Origin of the sequence: Nocardia sp. NPDC051787, assembly GCF_040681325.1 — a bacterium.
Taxonomy (GTDB): Bacteria; Actinomycetota; Actinomycetes; order Mycobacteriales; family Mycobacteriaceae; genus Nocardia.
This window is the reverse complement of record NZ_JBFAYO010000012.1, coordinates 74,678-91,473: the sequence shown is the minus strand read 5'-3', so window position 1 is coordinate 91,473 and position 16,796 is coordinate 74,678. Positions and strand designations below refer to the sequence as shown.

Genomic DNA, 16,796 nt, shown 5'->3' with positions numbered 1-16,796 from the left:
TCCCGGTGAAAAGCGTTCTCTCCGAACGTAAGACGCTTCACCCACAAGATCTCGAACGACGCGAGCTGCCCGCCGACGCGGGCTCGGCGGTGCGTGCACTCGCCAGAGAGATTTCCGCCACACTCGACGTCAGGCTCGCCGATCCGGCCGCCGCCGCTCGCACGCTCACGGATCCGGCGCTGATCGAGCAGATCGATGCCCGCGTCGAGGAACTCCCCGCCGAGGTGCGCCATGCCATGCGCCCGCCCACAAGCGCGGCGGGAGCCGCGATTGTCAGCCGTGTTCCGCTGTCCGACAACGAATTCGGGCCGACGCCGCCGAGCTGGCGGGAAGCCGCGCGATGGAGTGGCGATCCCGCGACGCGCGCACACTCGTTCGAATTCGACCTCGTCATGCTGCTGCTCGCCCGCAGCGCCGGTGAGCCGTTCGGCTGGCAAGGCCAACAGGACGGGCGGCTGGTCAACAACATCGTTCCGGCGGCCGGTCACGAGCACGAACAGTCCGGCGCCAGCAGCACGACACTGCTGAGCCCGCACACCGAGGACGCGTTCCACCCACGGCGCGCCAACCTGCTGATGCTCGCCTGCCTGCGCAACCCGGACCTGGTCGGCACCACGGTCTCGTCGGTGCGCCGCGCCGAACTCTCCAGTGAACAGCAAGAACTGCTCAGCACGCCCACACTGCCGATCCTGCCGGACGTCTCTTACGGCTGCGGACACGAAAGGCACTCCGCCACACCGATTCCCACGCTATGGAGCGCCGCGGGCCCAGCCGAGCAGACCATGCGCTACGACCCGGCATATACCCCGCTAGAGGACGCCGACCCCGAATTCCGCGCGGCCTACGAACAACTCACCGCGGAACTCGAACGCGTCTGCGTGACCGCCGTGCTCGCGCCCGGCGAACTGCTGCTGGTGGACAACGACGTCGCCGTGCACGGCCGGGTGCCGTTCACCGCGCGGTACGACGGCACCGACCGATGGCTCAAGCGAGTGAACGTCCGGCTTCCGGAACGACGGCGACGGGCCGAGGAAGCCGACGAGAATGGCTACGGGCAACAAATTGCTGCCCCGTTCCGAGCGGCGGGCACCCTGCCGGTCGAGAGCGGCACTCGAGAGCGAGCAGTACCGAATGATCGAGGACCCGTTGAACATCCGTGACCGCAGCACACCCCTGCGGGTGCTGAGCCGCAGCGACTTGGCCGACGTGCCGATCACGCCGTCCGCGGTCGTGCGTGCGGTGGAAGAGGCGTATCTGGCCTTCGCGGCGGGTGATTCGGACAACCCGCGCAAGCTCAGCGTCGCGAACCCGGACGGCTGGTCGGTCGCCTACGCCATGCTCGGCCGGGACGGCCGCAGGCGCGTGGTCGCGATGAAGACCTCCTACAAGTTCGACCCCGGCCACGACCGCAGCACGAAGCGGTACTACACGACCATCACCCTCTACGACGACACCACCGGCGCGCCGATCGCGATGATGGACTGCGCCAGGGTCGGCGCGCTGCGCACACCGGCGGTGTCGGCGCTGCTGGTGCGCGAGACCGTCCGCCGCGGCGCGGAAAGCGTGCTGCTGATCGGCACCGGAACCCAGGGCCGCAACGCCCTTCCGCATCTGCTCGCCGCGAACCCGCAGCTGCGCAAGCTGATGGTGTACGGGACGCACCCCGAGGGACTGGCGGCCGTGCACCGCGGGCTCGCCGAGCACTATCCGCACGCGCTGCTCGAGACCGTGCCGGATCCACGCGCCGCGGCGGCGACCGCCGACGTCGTGCTGGCCACCGCGGGACCCGGCACCGAGGTCGCGCTCGAATCCACCGATCTGGCACCGGGTTCAGTGGCGGTGCTGGTCGGTTACGGGCTCGCGCCCTCGACGCTGGCCGACGCCGATCGGGTGATCGCGACCAGCGCCGAGCAGATGGCGCTCACCGGTACCGACATGGTGGGTCCGGACGGAAAACTGCGCGCGGTGGACGCCGAGCTACCGCAGATCCTGAGCCGGCGCGCGGTGGCGCGACGCTCGGACGACGAGCGCATCTTCGTCTACAACAGCGGACTGGTGCTCACCGATATCGCGGTCGCCCACGCCCTGGCCGAGCGGGCGATCGCCGAGGGCCGCGGGACGGAGGTGCCACTATGGGACTAGAGGCGGATGTCGGCAGCGTTTCCTCCGCACCGGACGGACCCGTGGTCGTCGCGGCGACAGGCGATGACGCAGTGCACTCGAGCGCGCACAAGCCGATCGGCGTCGGATGCCGGAAATACGACGGCGCCGAAACGGTGCGTGGAACAGACGACTCGATCAGCACGACGCGCGACACGCACGACTCGATCACCGTGGCACGCGACACGTACGACTCGATCAACGCGACGCCGATGCCCGCGCATCTCGATCCGTGGGAGCGTCGCCTCCTCGATGACCCGACCCTGCTGGGCGACATCGCCTTTGCGACGGGCGGGCCGTTCCACGTCATGTATCCGGCGCGCGTGGCGCACAACATCCGCGAGTTCCGGTCCGCGTTCGAGCAGGCCGGGGTGCAGGGCACGATCTACTACGGCAAGAAGGCGAACAAGGCCGCGTGTGTCACGCGTGCCTGCGCCGAAAACGGTGCGGGCGTGGACGTGGCCAGCGTCGGTGAGCTGACCGCCGCGCTTGCGCAGGGCGTCCGCGGCGACGAACTCATGGTGACCGGCCCGGCCAAGTCGGACGAATTGCTCTGGTTGGCGGCCCGGCATGGCGCGCTGCTCGCGGTGGACGACCTCGGGGAACTCGACCGGCTCGCGGCTCTGACCTCGCCCGCCACGCCCGCGCGCGTGCTGCTACGCGTCCTGCCCGCCGCCTCGGCGAGCCGGTTCGGGATGACCAGCGACGAAATCGCCGCAGCGCTGCGATTGTTCGGCGTCCGTAAGTCGATCCGACTGGAAGGCTTCAGCTTTCACCTGTCCGGCTACGACGCGGTGGCACGCGCGGAACAGGCGGGCGAGCTGATCGCGCGCTGTCTGCACGCGCGCACGCTCGGGCATCCGGCGTCAACCGTGTCGATCGGCGGTGGGTTCGGCGTCGACTACGTCCCGGCGGAGGATGCGACGGCGTTCGGCGAGCACGTCGGCAGGCACTGGTTCCACTCGGGGAAGTTCTTCGACTCCTACTACCCCTACCACTTCGCGGTGCCGGGCGCGGCCATGCTCGCACAGATCTTCGACCACGACGATCTCGCCCGGCGGTTGCGGGACAACGCCATCCGGCTCGCGATCGAACCAGGACGCGCCCTGCTGGCGCACGCGGGATGCACCGTCTTCCGCGTGCAGGGCGGCAAGACCAGGCACGCGCACGGTCACCCCTACCGGCTGCTCACCGTCGACGGCACCAGCCTGAGCCTTTCCGAGCAGTGGTTCGACAGCGAGTATCTGCCAGATCCGCTGCTGTGGCCCGCGCGCCCCGGCACATCGACGCCCACCAGCGTCGGTGCGGCCACCTGCCTGGATTCCGACATGCTCAGCTGGCGCCGGGTGCCGCTGCCCCGTCCCGCGGAGGTCGGCGATCTGCTGGTCTATCCGAATACGGCTGGCTACCAGATGGATTCGAACGAGTCCGCCTTTCATGAACTACCCATCCCACCGAAAGTCGTGTTGCACGACGCACCGGACAGCCGCTTCCGCTGGACCCGCGACGGTAGCTGACCCCACTTCCGCCGATACGAACGAGGAGAAATCAATGCCGCTCGTCACGCGTGTGACGGATCTGATCGGCCGCACGCCGCTGTTCGAGCTCGCGGCCACCGCGACAGGCACCCGCTTACTGCTGAAACTCGAGCAGTTCAACCCGACGGGCGCAGCCAAGATCAGGATGGCGCGTGAAATGGTGCTCGACGCCGAGCGACGGGGTTTGCTGAGCAGTGGCGGGCATATCATCGAATCCACGTCCGGGAACACCGGGCTCGGCCTCGCGGTAGTGGCTGCCGAACGTGGGTATCGCTTCACCGCGGTGGTCGACCACCACGCATGTAAGGACAAACTGCGGGCGATGCGAGCGATGGGCGCGGAACTGGTGTACGTCGCCGACGACGGCGACGACAACCTGGCCACCTCGGCGCGGGAGGATCTCGCCGAGGCGATGGCGGCCGAACGCGACGACGCGTACTTCACCGAGCAGCACAACAGCGACGCCAACGCGGTCGGCTACTACGCGGTGGCCGAGGAGCTGCTCGAAGACATCGAGCGGGTCGACATCCTGCTGTCGGCGGTGGGCACCGGAGGTTCGCTGTTCGGCACCGCGACCCGCCTGCGCCAGCTCGGCTGCGTCCCGTACGTGATCGGCGTCGAGCCGGTCGGTTCGATCGCCTTCGGCGGGCCGGGCGGTCCGTACTGGCAGTCGGGCACCGGCACCCCGCCGGGCGCCACCATCGGCACCGCCGTGGACTATTCGCTGCTCGACGAGGGCGTGAAGGTCTCCGATGTGGCCGCGTTCGCGACCGCCCGCGCGGTGGCGGCCGAACTCGGCTTGATGATCGGCGGCTCCGCGGGCGGCTCGGTGCACGCCGCGCTCGCCCGTCTGGAGGAGTTCCCGCCCGGCTCCACCGTGGTCACCATCGTGTGCGACGGCGGGGAAAAGTACCTGGACACCGTCTTCGACGACGAGTGGATGAACGAACGAGACCTGCTGAGCCCCGACACCGAACGCGAGGTGCGGGACATGCTGCGGCGCTACACGCCCGCCGCCCGCGGCACCCTCGTGGAGGCGCGGTGAGGTACGGCGACGGTCGGCGGTTGACCGCACTGGCGACGCCCATCGCGCTGACCCAGCTGGCGCAGATCGCGGTGTCGACCACCAATATCGCGCTGATGGGCACGCTCGGCGTCCGGCAGGTGGCCGCGGGCGGCCTGGCGATCGTGCTGTTCAACCAGATCCGCACCATGTGCGTCGGGTTGATCACCGCCAGCGGCAACCAGATCGCCACGGCGGTGAGTGCCGCGGGCAAGCGCGGCGACTCGCCGGATCCGGAGATCCGGGACCTGCTGCGGTCGAGCTTCCTGATCGCCACGGTCGCCGGACTCGTCGGCGGCGCGGTGCTGATCGGGCTCGGCTGGGTGCTGCCCTGGCTCGGGCAGGACCCGGGGGTGCTCGCCGACGCCCGTCCGCTGATGGTCGCACTGGCGCCGGGCTTGCTGCCGTGCCTGTGGTTCCAGGTACTGCGCCAGTACACCGTCGGCATGCAGCGCCCGCAGGCACTGCTGCTGGTGACGCTCGGATCGGTGGTGCTGAACCTGCTGCTGGCCCTGGGCTTCATCCACGGCAAGGCCGGGCTGCCCGCGCTGGGACTCACCGGCATCGGCGTGGCCACATCGCTGGTCTTCCTGATCACCTTCGGTGTGTTCTGGGCGATGGTGTGGCGCGACGACCGGCTCGGCCGCACCCTGCCGATGAGCCCGCTGCCGGTGCGCCTGGCGACGGTCAAGGCGGAGCTGAAGCTGGGCACGCCGATCGCGCTCACCTACGGCTCGGAGGCAGGCATGTTCTCGGTGCTGGCCCTGGTCATGGGCAGCATCGGGCCAGCGGCGCTGGCCGCGCACAACGTCGTCTACCAGATCATCTACATCGTGTTCCAGGTCGCGATCGGCCTGTCGCACGGTGCGTCGATCCTGGTCAGCCACGCCGTCGCCCGCGACGAGCACAGCCACGCCCGTGCGCTGGCCTGGCTCGCGCTCCGGCATGCGGCGGTGGTCGCGGCCGTGACGGGCGCGGTGTACGTACTCGCTCCGGATCTGGTGCTGCTCCCCTTCCTGGACTCCTCCGACGCCGACACCATCCGAATCGCGCACACGCTGCTGCTGATCGGCATCGTGCTGCAGTTCTTCGACGCCGCCCAGAACATCGGCACCGGCCTGCTGCGCGGCCTCAAAGCGACCAACGCGGGCTTCCGCCTCTCCCTGATCGGCTACTGGGGCGTCGGCCTGCCTGTCGCCCTTTTGCTCGCGTTCCCGCTCGGGCTCGGGGCCGCAGGGGTCTGGTGGGGTCTCACGGCGGGCCTGGCCACTACCGCGATCCTCATGCTCCGCCGCTACTTCGCCTTGCTCGACGAGCAGGAACGCGACCGCCCCCGTCTGGTCCCGGAAACCCTCAGCACACCGAGCTGATCCCCGGCTGACCGCGTCGTCCGCAAGCTCGGTTCATGACCGGGGCCCGGGCGGCGCGGTCGCGGGCATCAGCGCGCCCGAGGCCTCCGGATAACGGTGCAGCGCTTCCCCGCGCTGGTTCGGACGCGGCCGAGTTCGTCAACCACGGCCGGTGGCAGGCGTGGGTCGCGTAGCGTTTGAGAAAGTCGTCGGTCGGGCTGGGGTGTGCACGTTCGGCATGGTTCGCGGTCCGGGATCGGGAGGTGTCGGATGCTGAGCGTGTTCTCCTCGCCGGGGCACTATGTGCAGGGACGGGACGCCACGGCCGCGCTCGGCGCGGAGATGACCCGTCTCGGGATCGGCGGTCCGGTGCTGATAGTATCGGGCGGCAGCGCTTTCCGGCTGCTCGCCGCGACGTGGGAACGGTCGCTCACCGACGCGAAGATCGCCTATTCGATCCGCCTGTCCGGCGGTGAATGCAGCAGGGCGGAGATCGCCGAGATCGCCCACGCCGTCGAAGAGTCCGGCAGCACAGTCGTTTTGGGCGCGGGCGGCGGTAAGGTGCTGGACGCGGCGCGCGCGGTCGCCGACGATCTGGAGCTGCCGATGATCAGCTGCCCCACCGCCGCTTCCAGCGACGCGCCGTGCAGCGCCCTATCGGTGATCTACACCGAGTCCGGCGAATTCGAGGCCTATCAGCTGGTCCGGCGCAATCCGGCGCTGGTGCTCGTGGATACCTCGGTCATCGCGCAGGCCCCCGCCCGATTGCTCGCCGCCGGCATGGGTGACGCTTTGGCCACCTGGTTCGAGGCGCGCACGTGCAGTGCGGCGCAGGTGCGCAATATGCGTGGCGGAGCGTCCACGCGCAGCGCCACCGCGCTCGCGGAACTCTGCTATCGCACCCTTCTCGCAGACGGGGCGCAGGCGCTGGCCGCGGTCCGCGAGCACAGCGTCACACCCGCGCTGGAGCGCGTTGTCGAGGCGAACACGCTGCTGTCCGGACTCGGTTTCGAATCGTCGGGGCTGGCCGCCGCCCACGCGGTGCACAACGGCCTCACCGCCGCCGCGGGGACGCACCCGTTCCTGCACGGCGAGAAGGTCGCCTTCGGCACGCTCACCCAGCTGGTGCTCGAAGGCGCGCCCACGTCCGAGATCGACACGGTCCTGGATTTCTGCACCGAGGTGGGGCTGCCGACCACCCTCGCCGCGCTGGGTCTGCCCGACGCCGATCACGAGACGCTGGCGTCCATCGCGGCTCGGGCCACCGCCCCGGGCGAAACGATCCACAACGAGCCGTTCACCGTCGACGCCGCGATGGTGGTCGACGCGCTGCGCACCGCGGACGCCATCGGCAAGGCGTGACCAACGCCACTACACCGGCCATTTCCCCTGCGTTCGACACCGAACCCTCACCTTCCCGCAAGCATGTCGTCACCAGCCGTCGGGAAACCTGTTCGTAACCGACGCTATTCTGGCGGCGGAGCCAAGCCAATGGCGGGCAAACCGCCAGGAGGGATTTTCGGTCCGGTGCCCATCACAAGAGTCGCGGAGCACCCGCGTCCGGATCACGTGTTGTTCCATTTCAGCGACACCCACCTCATCGCGGGCGACGACCCCCTGTACGGCGATGTCGACCCCGACCTGCGGCTGCGGCAACTACTCGACCAGGCCGCGGCCAGCCGGATCCGTCCGACCGCGATCGTGTTCACCGGAGACCTCACCGATCGCGGGGAACCCGCGGCATATAGCAAGCTCGAGTCGATTGTCGAGCCGTTTGCCCGAGATTTGCAGGCGCCTATCGTTTGGGTCACGGGCAACCACGACGACCGCGCCGCGCTGCGGGCCCGGCTACTCGGCGAGCGCGCCACCACCTCCCCGCTGGACCGCGTCCACCTGATCGACGGCTTGCGCATCATCGCCCTGGACACCTCGGTGCCCGGTCACCACTACGGCGAGATCTCCGACGATCAGCTGGAGTGGCTGCGCGGTGTGCTGGCCGAACCCGCTCCCTTCGGCACCATCCTGGCCATGCACCACCCGCCCGTGCCGTGCGTGATCGATCTGGCCGTCACCGTGGAGTTGCGCGATCAGCGCAGGCTGGCCGACGTGCTCGACGGCAGCGATGTGCGCGCCATACTCGCGGGCCACCTGCACTTCTCCACCAGCGCGACCTTCGCGGGCATCCCGGTCTCGGTGGCGTCGGCGACCTGCTACAGCCAGGATCTCGGCGTCGCGCAGGGCGGCCTGCGCGGACGGGACGGCGCGCAGGCCTTCAACTACGTGCACATCTACCCGGACACCGTGGTGCATTCAGTGGTTCCCATCGAGCGCGGAACCACCGTCGGCGCTGCGGCGACGCCCGAGGAGGCGCAGCAGCGGCTGGCGGAGGAGGGCATCGTGATCCCGCCCGCCGCGCGCATCCCGCACGTCATGCGGCGCCAGGCGTCGACTCCGGAATCGGATGACGAGGCGGTGCGCTGAGCCGCTCCCACGGCGCCGGCTCGGGGAAGTAGTCGGCGAGGAACTCCGACACGATCCGCACCCGCTCGGCCTCGGCGACCTCGGGGAAACTGCCGTCGTTGAGGCAGAAGAAGTCGACGTCGCGGCATCGCGCCAACCCGCCCAGCAAGGCCAGGCCGCGGTAGCTCGTCGTGTCGACGTAGCACATCTTCGCCGATTCCTGCGGGACAGCCCGACCGGTCAGCAGCGCGTAGTAGTGATACAGCGAATTGGTGACCGAGATGTCGGTAGGCGCCCGGAAACGGCTCGCGCTCGTGCGCGTGAATTCGGCGGCGAATTCCTCTTCCATCTCCAGCAGCACACTGCGCCGCAGCGGCACCGGCGTGTGCTCCAAGTGCCGCGTGATGACATGGCCGAAGCGGTCGGCGAGCAACGCTCGGTTCACCCGCGCAGCATTCTCGAAACCGCTGCGGCGCTCGTTGTTGCGCCCCGGACCGATTCTGGTGTCCGCCTCGATGAACCGGCTCACCCCGGCGGGGGTGAAGAACATCGACGGGTGCACCGGCCGCGCGAAGAACATGTCGTCGTTGGAGTACAGGAAGTGCTCGCTGAGCCCTTCGATGTGCTGCAACTGACATTCCACCGCGTGCGAGTTGAAGACCGGCAAGCCGCTGGTGTCGCGGAAATGGTCCACCGCCCGCACCACCGTCACCTTCGGGTGCGCGGACAGCCACTCCGGCGTCGCGGAGTCGGTGGCGATGAAGACTCTGCGGATCCACGGTGCGTTCTTCTGCACCGATCGCAGCGCGTACTTCAGCTCGTCGATCTGCCGGATCCGGGCGTCCGCGTCGTCGCCCTCGCCGACCACGACCTGGGCGAGCATCCCGGCGCGACGCGCGCGGAATTCCGGATCGGAGCCGTCCACCCAGGAGAACACCAGATCGATGTCGAAATCGACGTCGGTGGACTGCGGCGCGAACATGTCCGCCAGGGTCGGCCAGATCCGGTCGAACAGCCGCACCTGCGTGCGCTCGACGTCGGCGAGGTCGAAGACCGTCCGGGTGAGCGCGTTCGGGCGCGGGCAGGTCACCGTGTCCCCGTGGTACTCCCACAGTTCCAGGTCGACATGATGGGCCGCGTCGCGGTCACGCCCGAGCCGGAACACGTTCTGCCGCAATTCCACACAGGAGAATCCGGCCGCGACCGCCGCGGCCGTCACCCGGCGCACCATCATGCGATGCGCCGCGTCGGCCGCGAGCACCAACCGGTGGCCGCTGTCGCGCACGAGCAGAAACGGCACCTCCGCCGCCGCCAATTCCTCGCGCAGGTAGCCCAGATCCTCGATCACCGCGGCCGACATGGCGAGATTGCCTGCCGTCGGTCGCGTCACCACTTCTACCGCCCCCGCATTCACTCCCCTGTCCACCATGACTCTCTCCGCATCCGTCCATCCACCGGTTTCCGATTGCATCCGGGGCGCCGCGCCGAGCAGTGAATCCGCCGATGCCGTGGCATCGGCGCGAGATGACCGCGCTCGGCGCGGTGAATTCAGAAATGCGGGAGGGTGCCGAGGCGTGGGTACGAATTGATCACCCGGTATACAGACGACTGGTAGATCATTTCGTTTCACCTCACTCACGGCCGGACGCCGAAGCGTCATGGTTGGAAGCGCTGCACTCGTGCGCGGCGAGGTCGAAGGGCACGCGTGGCAGTCGCCGAGCCGGACGGACATTGGCCGGCAAGAAAGTGGTCTGCCCAGAAAACAACGGGCACCGTTACGAATGATGCATCGCGGAGGACATTCCGTCAATCGGTGCAGCTCGCCTTCCCTTGCCCGTCCGTTGCTGCCCCTGAGCAGTGCCACGCGCCAGGCCGTAGCACATCCCGAGCTAGATAGTTAGGATAGCCTCACTATATCGATGGAAGGAAGGGGCAGTGCTGGTGCACGTCGTCATTTTGTTCGGAACCGAGATGGGGACCGCGGAGTCCGCCGCGGACAGCATCGCCGCGGAGCTCTCCGGAGGGCACGACGTCTCGGTGCACGACATGACGGACTTCGACATCGACGACTTGGACGTGCGGGACTTCCACGTCATCGTGTGCTCGACCTACGGTGATGGCGACCTGCCGACCGGCGCCGAACCCTTCGCCGACGCGCTCGACCGTCACGCGCCGGAACTGACCGGCCTGCGGTTCGCCGTGTTCGGGCTCGGCGACACGGTGTACGGCGACACCTTCAACCGTGGCGGCGAGATCATGGCCGAGAAGCTCATCGCATGCGGCGCCACCCAGGTCGGCGAGCACGCCCGGCACGACGCGTCGACGGAGATCCGGGTCGCGGACATGGCGCAGCAGTGGGCCGCCACGCTGGACATCCCCGCGTTGGTCGCGGCCTGATCGGCACCTGAGAGCAGTCCGGTCGAAGGGTGCGCCAGCGAATCAGTGGCGCAGCACGTTACGTCATAGCACCCCAAATCGCTCGGCCGCGGCCCGGAGAGTGTTGTGACCGGGTCGCGGCGAGATATGCGGCGGAGCGCGGCACACTATGGGGGTGTTGCACCTGCGGATGCTGGCTCCGGCCGAGATGACCGATGACGTGATCCGAATCCTGGAACAGGAGGATGCCGTCAGTGGTCTCGCGGTGATGCGCGGCGCCTCCCTTCGGCCCAGCGGTGACGTGGTGCTGGCCGACGTGGCGCGGGAGGCGGCGAACGACGTCATTCAGCGGTTGCGCGCGATCGGCCTGCACCGTGCGGGCAGCATCGAGATCGAGCCGGTGCGTACTTGGCTGTCTCGCAGTGGATTCGATGCCGAGGTCCGCACGCCGGGCAGCAGCGCGGACTCCGTGATCTGGGCCGATGTCGCGCAGCGCTCGTATGAGGAAACCGAGCTGAACTGGACCTACCTCAGCTTCATGACCTTCGCCACGGTGATCGCCGCGATCGCGATCGTGCTGGATTCGCAGATTCTGGTCATCGGGGCGATGGTCCTCGGTCCGGAATTCGGGGCCGTCGCCGCGCTGGGTGTCGCCTTGGTGCGCCGCCGATTCGTTTTGCTCGGCCTCGCCGTGCGCACGCTGCTGCTCGGATTCGCCGCCGCCATCGTCGTCACCTTCGTCCTCGCCTTGATCGGGCGCGCACTGGGCTGGATCACTCTCGATGACGTCACCGGTCCGCGTCCGGGAACGGCCTTCATCTACACCCCCGACAAGTGGTCGTTCATCGTCGCCGTCATCGCGGCCGCCGCCGGAGTGCTCGCGCTGACCTCAGCCAAGGCCGGGGGGATGGCCGGCGTTTTCATCTCGGTGACCACCGTGCCCGCCGCGGGCAATATCGCACTCGGCGCCGCCTTCGGTGTCGGGTCGGCGATCTGGGGCAGCACTCTGCAACTCGTGGTGAACCTGTCCGGAATGGCGCTGGCGGGCTGGGTCACCTTGGCGGTACAGCAGGCAGTGTGGTCGCGGGTGTCGGTGCGCCGCGCCAAGGCGATGAACAATCCACGCCGGATGCTGTAGCCGCCCGGCTGTCGTCATGCCGTGACTTGGGCAGCAGTCCGGACAAAGGGCGCAGCGCCAGCGGACCACGGGCCCAGCGCTTTAGACTGCTAGCAAGCGCGGTACAGCCCACCGTGCGTGACGATGCATGAGGTGACGAAGATGGCAGCCGGAGCGAGCCCCGCCCAACGTCTACACAACTCGACAGATCATCCCGAGCTGGACGTGCTACCGGAATGGCCCCTGGAAACGATCGGCGTGCTGGTGACGACCGATCCGGCGCCGCACGCGATTCCGGTGTCCTGGCCGGTGCGTGCGGGCGATCGGCAAATACTCATCAGCCTGAAATTCGACCGCGGCTCGCTGGCCCGGCTGCGCGAGCGGCCCGAGGTGGCGCTGCTGATCCTCGGCGGCGACAACGTGGCGATGTGCGCGCGCGGCATCGCACACGTGGTCGCGGAGAGTATGCCCGACGCCGAAGATTATGTGGCCGTACGCATCGACGTCGACGTGATCGACGACCACCGCCAGTCGGCCTTCGCGATCGTGCAGGGCATCCAGCGCACGGTGCTCGACGACGAGAGCGAGCTGCGCGCGCTGAAAGGCCGGGTGAGCACATTGCAATCCTGGGTGGACGACCAGAACTGAACCACCTCAACATTTTCCGTTAGCAAAAAGAAGGAAGGACGCGGCACCGGCCGTGCCGCGCGGAAGGGGATCATGAGCGTCACTTTGGCCAAAGGCGGCAATGTTTCGCTGTCCAAGCAGGCCGCGAATCTCACGAAAGTATCAGTGGGTCTCGGCTGGGACGTCCGCACCACCACCGGCGCCGACTACGACCTCGATGCCAGTGTGCTCGCGTGCGGGCCGAATCTGAAAGTGCTGTCCGACCAGCACTTCATCTTCTACAACAACCTGCGTTCGCCCGAAGGATCCATCGAGCACACCGGCGACAACTTGACCGGCGCCGGCGAGGGCGACGACGAGGTGATCAACGTCGACCTCACCGCCACCCCACCCACCATCACGAATATCTTCTTCCCGGTCTCCATCCACGACGCCGACGCCCGCGGCCAGTCCTTCGGCCAGATCCGCAACGCCTTCATCCGTGTAGTCGACGCCAGCACGGGCGTGGAACTAGCCCGCTACGACCTCACCGAAGACGCCTCCACCGAAACGGCCATGATCTTCGGCGAGCTGTACCGCCACAACAATGAATGGAAGTTCCGGGCCATCGGGCAGGGGTACGCGTCGGGTCTCGCGGGAATCGCCCGCGATTACGGCGTCAATGTCTGATCGAATTCCCAACGCCGCGCGGGTCTTCCACTTGATCGAGTTCCGGAAGACCCGGGCGGTGTCGGTTCAGTACCGGCCGAAATGACTGTTGCCGCCTGTACAAGCGGCAATCCAACTCGGGCCGTAGCCGTGTACTCCGCAAGCTCCCCGAACTTCGTGTGGAGATTGCGGCCCTTGCGGGGGTAAATGTTCACCTGGCGAGCGGGTATTCACCTTCGAATGTCATGTTCACTCAACTCGGCGATAACACCGGCCACCGCGGTGAAGTCGTTGTCGGTGTGCAACACGGTCAGCCCATGGTGCACCGCCGTTGCACACACGACCAGGTCGATCACTCCCGCTGAGCGGTGCTGACCGCGCTGAGTCAGTTTGTACTGGGCAGCGTCGACCCAGCGCCATACCGACTTCGGAACTGCCGCCAGGCCACACAGCTCATCCAGTGCGTCGGTCATCTCGTCTCGGTTCGCGGGCCCGGCGGCCGAGAACAGGAATTCGGCACGGGTGGGCTCGCAGATGCGCAAAGCGCCGGCTCGTGCCGGCTCGCGCCAGTGATCCGCCGCGTCGGGGTTTCGGAGCAGATACCAGATGGCCGTAGTGTCCAGCAGGTACCCGATCACTCGGCGGGCTCCTCCGACCACGCCTGTTTGCGGGCTGCCCGCGCCGCGGCATGCGCCGCCGCGGCCTGATCAAAATCGCCCCGTCGGCCCATTTCCAGCAGTTTGTCGAATGCTTCCAGCCGTTTGAGCTGCTTCGCATACTCCCGAAGTGCGACGTTGACGGTTTCCTTTTTGGTGGATGTCCCCATTAGGCGCATCGCCTCCGCGAGCGCCTCATCGTCCAAGTCGATCTGCGTGATCGCCATCACTCGCCACCTGTCTATGTTGGCCATATACATCAGACATGTATGCGACCATCATAGCAGCCGCTGTACGTGCTGCGGCGACCGCACTTCCCGTCTCCATCCACGACGCCGACGTGATCGAGTTTCCCAACACCGCGCGGGTCTTCCGGTCGGTTCGAGCATGGAGTTCCGGAAGGGCCGCATGGTGCCTGCTCAGTGCAGGCCGAACCTAACCTGCACCACCAGCTGATACCGCGATCATGAGCGATCGAACTTGCCCCGAGCACCCCGCCGGTAAAGCATCCCACTCGGCAGGAGCAAAGATCAGCGCCGGGCCGGCCGGGTTCTTCGAGTCGCGAACGCCGACAACGCCGCTGTCGAGGAATACAACCTCGACGCATTCCGAACCTCCTGCGCTGTTTAGTGCTCTTGAACCACTTGGCGGCGGATAGATCGATGCTCACGCCGCAAACTCCTTCGCTGGCTGCCGCAAGATGTGTGAAATCCGGCCCGTTGTCCGACGCTCTGAATCTTGCTGCCGGTCAAGGCTTGCCCGGGTTTCTGTAATGGCGCAGCAACCTGTCCGGAATGGGCGAGAGTGGCCGCGCAACGTAGTCCGGCTGCGCGAGCGAGTTAGCACCCGTCACATTCCGGCCTGATTGCCATTGGTCCGTCTGTGCGGCCCTGTCGATCTCCGAACGAAGCACCCGAATCCGTTCGAAGTCGGTTGGATTTTCGGCGACCCACGCGGTAGCCGCCTGGACCCGGAGCGCGTGCTCGTTCGCGATCCAGTCCCTCAACCGATCCGGGTCCGTCTCGTTCATGGTCCAGTTATGCCCGGCGAGCGCGGATCGGATATTGCTGGTATCGCCGTTCGCAATTTGCTGCAGCTCGTCGATCCATTGCTTGGTGGGGTTGTTCAGGTATTCTGCGCCGAGCGCCTGCAGCTCAGGGGAAATCCTGACGCCGCCGCCATAATCACCCCGGTAGCGCGCGACATGGGCCTTCAACCCGGCCAAACTCTCGCTCACCCATTCCGAATTCAGGTGATACCGCTCGAAATGTTTGTGAGCAGCAACGACGCGTGCGAGGTGTCCCGATGCCAGCGACTCACGATCCGCGTGCCGCACGATGTCCGCTTCTACCTTGGTGGCCTTGGTCGCGCGTTTCCAGGGGATCTTGGCCATCTTGAGGGCGTGCGGCATGGCAGCACCCACCAAACCCGACTCATGCGCGACATTCTCCGCGGCGAAAGCCGCAGCGTCTACGCTATTGTGCCGGAACCCAGAGTCGTGGACTCCCCTCCTGGCGAACTCGGCCGCGGCAACGCGGTCGTACAGGCCGCCGTGCGAAGCATCTCTCAGGTCCTTGGTCGCCAGGCCTTTCGCCTTGGTCTTCTTGTCGACGTATTCCATCCACGAGAAGGGGCTGAGCGGGTTGAGACGGCCCCCAGCGGCCCATGCCGTGATCGGCGAACCGTTGATGGTACTGGCCGCGGCGAGTACTCCGAGCATGGACATCGAGTTGCTCGCGCCCGCGTTCCCCATCCCCAGGGCCTGCCCACCGCCGGCACCCGAACCCGAACCCGACCCGCCGTTCTGTATGGCGAGGGCGAACCGGTTGGCGATCCAGTTGTCGCCTCGGGACAGCCCGGCACTGAGCCGCCGTAGTTGCAGGATGGCGATGATCTCCACCACCGCGCCGAGCACCAGCACCACCATGACCTGGCCTTGGGCCTGGGCGAACAGGTTACCCAGAAATAGCACGTAGACACCGACGAAGATGGTGTAAGCCGCCATGCGCCCGGCCGCAACAACACTGTCGACCACGTTGCGGACCAGGAAGGTTTGCGTGGGCCCGTAGACGAATCCGCCCGCGGCGAAACCGAGGATGGCCATGAACCCGTGATAGATCGAATCCAACGCCGCCCAGATGATCTTGATCGCCAGATACGCCCCGAACAGCAGCAGAATCGTCCCGCACAACAGCAGCACCAACCCGGATCCGATCTGCGCCATGCTCGGATTGTCGGCCTCGTCATGGGCGGCGATGTCACCACAAGCACGCATACCGTCGATCACCTGCGAATCACCGGATCGCACACCCGCCGACCACGCGGCCGCACAGCGCGGTGACTGATCGATCACGTGCCCGAAGTTCCACACCTGCAACGGGCGGCGGGCGAAGTTATCAGCCAGATCCCCCTGCATCGTCACCACCAACCGCCCAGGTTCCGGGCTGTTATCGCCGTTCAACCCCGCCGCCACCGCGATACCCAGATCACGCCCCTGAGCCAACAACCCGTGCGAGGACAAGACCTCACCGAGCAACCAGAAACCACACCACCCTGGCCCGCCCACGCGAGGCCGCCACCCAGCCCGGGAACCGTCGCGCGAGCACACTCGGCCGCCACCACCCAGGATCCGCCGACAACGAATCCCACCAGGACCACCGAACCTCGGTCCCCAACCGCGGCGAACGCACCGTGGGCCCGCTTGGTCGCTGACTGAGACTCCGGCATCGACCATCACCGTTACTCCTGCCGATGAGGATGCGCCGACCGCGAGCATCCGCGCGGCCGAGCCGCCGCTGGGAC

The 16,796-nt window shown here is 67.4% G+C and carries 16 protein-coding genes; 11 read left to right on the top strand and 5 right to left on the bottom strand.

Going from position 1 to position 16,796, the window contains the following annotated elements; all coding sequences use genetic code 11:
* Nucleotides 1-5 precede the first annotated feature (5 nt).
* The 7 genes from AB0M45_RS15255 (at nt 6) to AB0M45_RS15225 (ending at nt 8,591) form a co-directional block, all read left to right on the top strand.
* Nucleotides 6-1,160: a TauD/TfdA family dioxygenase gene (locus AB0M45_RS15255; protein WP_364328223.1), complete on the top strand. Its 1,155-nt coding sequence runs from the start codon at nt 6-8 to the stop codon at nt 1,158-1,160.
* Nucleotides 1,132-2,142 (top strand): ornithine cyclodeaminase family protein, encoded by a 1,011-nt coding sequence (locus tag AB0M45_RS15250; RefSeq protein ID WP_364328220.1) that lies wholly within the window; start codon nt 1,132-1,134, stop codon nt 2,140-2,142. Before AB0M45_RS15255 ends, AB0M45_RS15250 begins: the two co-directional genes overlap by 29 nt.
* 230 nt (nt 2,143-2,372) lie before the next feature.
* Nucleotides 2,373-3,677 (top strand): alanine racemase, encoded by a 1,305-nt coding sequence (locus AB0M45_RS15245; RefSeq protein ID WP_364328511.1) that lies wholly within the window; start codon nt 2,373-2,375, stop codon nt 3,675-3,677.
* A 34-nt stretch (nt 3,678-3,711) separates the two neighbouring features.
* The gene (locus AB0M45_RS15240) at nt 3,712-4,743 is read left to right on the top strand and encodes a cysteine synthase family protein (protein ID WP_364328218.1); all 1,032 of its coding nucleotides are present in this window, start codon (nt 3,712-3,714) and stop codon (nt 4,741-4,743) included.
* A complete protein-coding gene (locus AB0M45_RS15235) occupies nt 4,740-6,131 on the top strand; it encodes an MATE family efflux transporter (protein WP_364328215.1) in 1,392 nt (463 codons plus the stop codon). The genes AB0M45_RS15240 and AB0M45_RS15235 overlap by 4 nt, the downstream gene beginning before the upstream one ends.
* A 249-nt stretch (nt 6,132-6,380) precedes the next feature.
* Nucleotides 6,381-7,472: a glycerol dehydrogenase gene (locus AB0M45_RS15230; RefSeq protein ID WP_364328212.1), complete on the top strand. Its 1,092-nt coding sequence runs from the start codon at nt 6,381-6,383 to the stop codon at nt 7,470-7,472.
* A gap of 165 nt (nt 7,473-7,637) precedes the next feature.
* Nucleotides 7,638-8,591 carry a phosphodiesterase gene (locus AB0M45_RS15225; RefSeq protein ID WP_364328209.1) on the top strand — a complete coding sequence of 318 codons (954 nt, stop codon included), beginning with the start codon at nt 7,638-7,640 and terminating at the stop codon, nt 8,589-8,591.
* On the opposite strand, the gene AB0M45_RS15220 is transcribed toward AB0M45_RS15225, so the two are convergent.
* Nucleotides 8,539-9,930 carry a stealth family protein gene (locus tag AB0M45_RS15220; RefSeq protein WP_364328508.1) on the bottom strand — a complete coding sequence of 464 codons (1,392 nt, stop codon included), beginning with the start codon at nt 9,928-9,930 and terminating at the stop codon, nt 8,539-8,541. The two genes, AB0M45_RS15225 and AB0M45_RS15220, sit on opposite strands and share 53 nt — an antisense overlap.
* A gap of 581 nt (nt 9,931-10,511) precedes the next feature.
* Between AB0M45_RS15220 and AB0M45_RS15215 the strand changes: the two genes are divergently transcribed.
* The 4 genes from AB0M45_RS15215 (at nt 10,512) to AB0M45_RS15200 (ending at nt 13,359) form a co-directional block, all read left to right on the top strand.
* Nucleotides 10,512-10,967: a flavodoxin domain-containing protein gene (locus AB0M45_RS15215; protein ID WP_364328505.1), complete on the top strand. Its 456-nt coding sequence runs from the start codon at nt 10,512-10,514 to the stop codon at nt 10,965-10,967.
* Between the two features lie 148 nt (nt 10,968-11,115).
* A complete protein-coding gene (locus AB0M45_RS15210; protein WP_364328206.1) occupies nt 11,116-12,084 on the top strand; it encodes a DUF389 domain-containing protein in 969 nt (322 codons plus the stop codon).
* A 141-nt stretch (nt 12,085-12,225) separates the two neighbouring features.
* Nucleotides 12,226-12,711: a hypothetical protein gene (locus AB0M45_RS15205; RefSeq protein WP_364328502.1), complete on the top strand. Its 486-nt coding sequence runs from the start codon at nt 12,226-12,228 to the stop codon at nt 12,709-12,711.
* 72 nt (nt 12,712-12,783) lie between these two features.
* Nucleotides 12,784-13,359, top strand: a complete 576-nt coding sequence (locus AB0M45_RS15200) for a TerD family protein (RefSeq protein WP_364328203.1) — start codon at nt 12,784-12,786, stop codon at nt 13,357-13,359.
* 209 nt (nt 13,360-13,568) lie between these two features.
* Here the strand turns inward: AB0M45_RS15200 and AB0M45_RS15195 are convergent, their stop codons facing one another.
* The 4 genes from AB0M45_RS15195 to AB0M45_RS15180 form a co-directional block, all read right to left on the bottom strand.
* Nucleotides 13,569-13,976 carry a PIN domain-containing protein gene (locus tag AB0M45_RS15195; protein WP_364328200.1) on the bottom strand — a complete coding sequence of 136 codons (408 nt, stop codon included), beginning with the start codon at nt 13,974-13,976 and terminating at the stop codon, nt 13,569-13,571.
* Nucleotides 13,973-14,221 (bottom strand): type II toxin-antitoxin system VapB family antitoxin, encoded by a 249-nt coding sequence (locus tag AB0M45_RS15190; protein ID WP_364328197.1) that lies wholly within the window; start codon nt 14,219-14,221, stop codon nt 13,973-13,975. Before AB0M45_RS15190 ends, AB0M45_RS15195 begins: the two co-directional genes overlap by 4 nt.
* A gap of 208 nt (nt 14,222-14,429) precedes the next feature.
* The gene (locus tag AB0M45_RS15185; RefSeq protein WP_364328499.1) at nt 14,430-14,654 is read right to left on the bottom strand and encodes a DUF397 domain-containing protein; all 225 of its coding nucleotides are present in this window, start codon (nt 14,652-14,654) and stop codon (nt 14,430-14,432) included.
* An 88-nt stretch (nt 14,655-14,742) separates the two neighbouring features.
* Nucleotides 14,743-16,530 carry a hypothetical protein gene (locus tag AB0M45_RS15180; protein WP_364328194.1) on the bottom strand — a complete coding sequence of 596 codons (1,788 nt, stop codon included), beginning with the start codon at nt 16,528-16,530 and terminating at the stop codon, nt 14,743-14,745.
* Nucleotides 16,531-16,796: the final 266 nt, after the last annotated feature.